Below are 4,292 nucleotides of genomic sequence, written 5' to 3' on the forward strand. Positions count from 1 at the left end.
TGATGTAGCCTGCTGGGAGATCATCTCGGCGACATCTGTATTGAAGAAGGGCAACAGCGCCATTCGAGCGTCGCGAATCTCGACGATTCGGCGGTAGAGGAGGAATTCCAGCCGACTCCACGGCCACCGACCTGACAGATCGGTATGAGCCGATGTCAATGCGATATCGGGGACCGCGACAGAGACAGCTTGCCAGAGTGGTCCGATCCGACGGTAGGCGAGGTACCGGCGAAACCGACTGCCGAATGTGGACAGGTGTGGTCCCCATGAGGGCATCGTCCAGCCTGCAAGGAGCACGAGTGTTCCGCCTCCAACGCCCAGGCGTGCGACGGGTTCGAACTGCAATGTATCACCGCCTGTATGGGTGATCAGGATGCTCGAGATACGCACAGCAGAATAGGGGATTTCCAGCCCTGAACCGATAGCGGCTGTACGTAGCCCGCGGCGAAGCCATCCGGGGCCTATTTTCGACGAATAACGCCAGCTCGGCCGGACCGTTTCGAATGCACCGATAAGAAAGCAGGTCTGAAAAACGATCAGATACACAGTGTAGGTCGGAATTTTCACCGAATCGGCCGTGGAATCGTGTGGGTTGCCAACCATGTATGGAACTGAGACAAAGAAAAGTACCATCATGGCTGTCAGTGTTGGTAGCAACATCGACAAACGTAGCAAGATCCGTCGCTTGGCATTTTTCCATGGATATTCCCATGTCAATACTACAGCTTGCTGAGCGATAGCGACCGAGGCGCCGAAACATTGAGTCAGGAAGCCGGCCAAGTCAGGAATGCAGGTAAGCTGGTTGAGGGCTTCGTGCACTATAGGGACGGAAAGCGTGAACGTCAGTCCTGAAATTGCAAAGTAGCAGCACAGCGCCAACAAACCAGGGACACGGGTATGAATCAGGGTCGGCAGACGGAACGATAGCGCCAAGAAAGATGCTAGCGCACAGGTAGAGTATAGAACAGTATTCATCTCGGTCGATGAATAGTCGAGCCCAATGCACGTTCTATTCTTTCGACCGCCGATTCGAGATCAGGTGCGACAGTGCAATAGGTCGCGCCCCCGGACCATGAAGCCATCTTTATTCGAAGGATCGACGCCAATAATTCTGCCTCTTGCTCCTGTGTATCGAGATACGATGTTCGACCTAGCATACTGACAACTGTTTGAGGGTTCAGGTCGGGAAAAAACTCATTTGACCTGCCCATATCGATATCATTAATTCCCCGATGGCCGCAGAATTGGTGAGACAACTCGTGAAGAATGATGTTCTCTTGATGAATTCGTGAGGTTATCTTCTGGAAAAGGATGTAGTCCTTGTCTGTGGTTTGGATGAGAAGACCACTCGGGCCATCGCATGGCAGGGTCATCGGTATCGGTATAATGACACGCCCCAGCATCTTTCCGGCGCGATCCAGAAAGGGATCCATCGCGAACGGTGGAGTGATCCCGAGTTCTTCGATGATGCGATCACATCGCCGCTCCATCTCGTAGAATTGTCTACGTGCCATGGATCTCTCGTAAAAACTTCGTAGGCGGGGCACTATACCTCTTTCGGGAAAGCTTGACTATTTATCGGACTGTTCCTCGAGTCCACGGAGAGTTTCTATCATCTCAGTTAATCTACGTAAGTTGTGCGAAGATAGTTGAGACATACGGGCAATGACGAGCTCGACTTCACTGTTCTCCATGGACATGGTGAGTGCTTGTAAGCCCTTCACCTGCTCCAACTGTTCCCGAATCCGTGCACTCTTCGGGCTGTCGAAAAAATATGCGGGGTCAACTCCAAAGAATCCAGCCAGCTTCTGCAGCGTATCCAGCGTTGGATTCGCCTTCTTCCCGGTACGTAATTCTGACAGCGTTCCGATCGATATTCCTGTCGCGCGGTGAACCTCTGGATGCGACCAAGGTCCACGGCCTTTGGGGTGTATTGTCTCGAACAGGTAGTTGATCTTCTCGCTAAGCGTCGGACCATCCGAATTCCCCTGATCGGTCAAGCCGCCACTACCTCCTCCCATGCTGAAGTTTGTGCTGGATATTATCTCTTTGTTATTTCGCTACGATGATACCGTGGCCGGTTGTAACGTTTCGTGAGAAGGGAGCTGCGGCAGATGCTCCAGCCAGGAGAGGCACCGGTGTCTGGTCCTGTCTCCATATCGGCTCGTGCGTGAGCGAGTGATGTCATCGCGAACGTACTTCATCCGATATGCCTTGTCCATGCCGTATCACAAACACCTCAGTGCTGCCGGAACCTCTACGACCGCGCCTGCGGTTCTGAATCTTCCTATCCATTGAGGTGTTCCCAGCGCGCCGGTGTCCGGTGAGCAGAGCGAAGCCGCGTTCGGACAGGGCGCGTAGCCCGCGTGTCAAGGCGTTGCGGGTGTCGAGATCGTGGTTTCGGCCGATCGCCGGGGTTCTTGACCGGGGTATGTATCCCGATCTCGGCGTCGTCGTAACCAGCGTCGGCAAGGGTGGACAGGCCAGATGTACTGTGGCCCAGCATAATGCCCCGAGCACGTAGTACGGGCGGCGGTGCTATCGTGAGTCGCGCCGGTTCGGTATCTGAAGTCTACGGCGGAAACCAGTCGGGTGCGGTGAGCGCTTGCAGGTCGGCTCCGTGCGCGTTGGTTTTGCCCGAATACCAGGCGCCGATCGGTTCGCTTTTCACGATCACGGTGTACTTGCCACAGCGGTCGGAGCGAAACAGTTTGCCGCGCTACCTTTCCCGGAGGAGGCTGCCGTGCCTGACCCAGCCACCACCGAACTGATCGAATCGGCTGTCCAGGCTGGACTGGACACTAGGCATCAGCCAGGACGACCAAGGGTATTTGCGCGTCAGCTCGCGTGACAACCGCAGACTGGAACGCCCGATCGAGATCCCCTTCACCGCAATGGAACTCCACATCTACTACCGCCGAACCACTGTCGAAGCGGAATGCAGGGTAGCCTCGGAACTGCCCTGAGAGTGAGCCCTTTTCATCCTCGGTGAGGTATGCCATGGCGACCGCGTGAGATCGGTCAGCGTGTCTGCCTGGAAAATGACGAAGCCCCTGGTAGATGAACTGATCGACCAAGAGCGCTCGACTACCAAAGGCTTCTATGCCGTGCTGCCGTGCTGCCGTGCTGCTGTGCCGTTGACGCGCCGGACCCTCATCTGCATAGCTGGAATCGTTCGGCGCCATCACCGCCGGATCGGCTCGCTGTGGAGGCGGCTCGACCTCGGCCGGTAGGTGTTGCTGGTACTGGTTTACCTGTGCAGAGGTGAAACCTACAGCGATCTTGCCGCCGGGTCCGGGGTGTCCACGAGCACCGCGTGGCGCTACGTCGAGCAGACCGTGGGCCTGTTGGCCGACCGCTCGTCGAGTTGGCAAGAGGCGCTGCGGCAGGTGAAATCGAGCGGACACGCGTACCTGATCGGGGATGGCGCGTTGATCCCGATCGACCGAGTGGCTGCCGACCGACCGTTCTGCTCCGGCAGACACAAGCGTCACGGCATGAACGTAGAGGTCATCGCCATAACCGACGGCGATATCGGGTGGGTATCGGGCGCATTGCCCGGCAGCGTGTACAACTCGAAGGCCGCTTGGATATGGCGTGTCCTGCGAAAACTCCGCTGCCGCCCCTGCAAGGCCGGACAGCTCACGAAAGCCATCCATGTTCTGCAAGACCGTGAAAAACAAGCCTCGCGCCATGGATGAGAAGGCTCATTGTCGAAAAATCTCCAATCGCCCCGAGCGAAGGCAAAATGTTGTGTCTGCGAAGGTTTTCCCCGAACGACCACGACGTGAATTGGCTGCCATGATCCGCATACACGATCAACCCGGACCCTCCTGCTCGTTCCGCGGTGGTTCCATTTGTAGAACCAGGACTCGCTAACCTCGGGAGCTCGGCAGGTCGCAGTGTGCCCGACGCCGTGTTCACCTCCTTCACCCACAGGACCACCGATCGCTCGAGGGCATCGCGCTCTATCGCCAGTTAGGCGTTCTCGCGGCGCAACCGCAGCAACTCCTGTCGCTCCGACTCGCCGAGCCGATCCCGGCCGCGCTTTCACGCTGCTGATGGTCCAGCGCCACTCATGTCGTCAGCGTGCCCTCGTTAACTCCTAGCTCACGGGCAACCTGCGCGTCCGGTCGCCCGGTCTCACGCACGATCCGGACCGCTCCCTCATGGAACTCCGCACCGAACTTACGTCCCCTCTCCGCCATCAGGCCTTTCCTCTATGGTCTGGTCTCCACGATATTGAGGGGAACCGCAGCCGCTGCCTCCTGTGGTTGACACTCCGATGACGG

General features: G+C 57.3%; 4 protein-coding genes and 1 pseudogene. 1 reads left to right on the plus strand and 4 read right to left on the minus strand.

The genetic code is table 11. The features are described from left to right. From ACX4ZE_RS22460 to ACX4ZE_RS22470, 3 genes are all read right to left on the minus strand, one after another. A partial coding sequence (locus ACX4ZE_RS22460) for an MAB_1171c family putative transporter (RefSeq protein ID WP_480275451.1) occupies window positions 1–975 on the minus strand: 975 nt, incomplete at its 3' end. Then, window positions 972–1,514, minus strand: coding sequence for a hypothetical protein (locus ACX4ZE_RS22465; RefSeq protein WP_480275452.1), 543 nt, complete (start codon window positions 1,512–1,514; stop codon window positions 972–974). The genes ACX4ZE_RS22460 and ACX4ZE_RS22465, both read right to left, overlap by 4 nt. 57 nt (window positions 1,515–1,571) lie before the next feature. Beyond that, window positions 1,572–2,000: a helix-turn-helix domain-containing protein gene (locus tag ACX4ZE_RS22470; protein WP_480275453.1), complete on the minus strand. Its 429-nt coding sequence runs from the start codon at window positions 1,998–2,000 to the stop codon at window positions 1,572–1,574. Between the two features lie 1,110 nt (window positions 2,001–3,110). Here ACX4ZE_RS22470 and ACX4ZE_RS22475 point away from each other — a divergent pair. Further along, window positions 3,111–3,701, plus strand: a pseudogene (locus ACX4ZE_RS22475) (transposase family protein). A gap of 375 nt (window positions 3,702–4,076) precedes the next feature. Here the strand turns inward: ACX4ZE_RS22475 and ACX4ZE_RS22480 are convergent. Then, on the minus strand, window positions 4,077–4,208 hold the full coding sequence (locus ACX4ZE_RS22480; RefSeq protein WP_480275454.1) for a transposase: 132 nt from the start codon (window positions 4,206–4,208) through the stop codon (window positions 4,077–4,079). Window positions 4,209–4,292 lie beyond the last annotated feature (84 nt).

The sequence above is a fragment of the Nocardia sp. TBRC8007 genome, assembly GCF_056629435.1.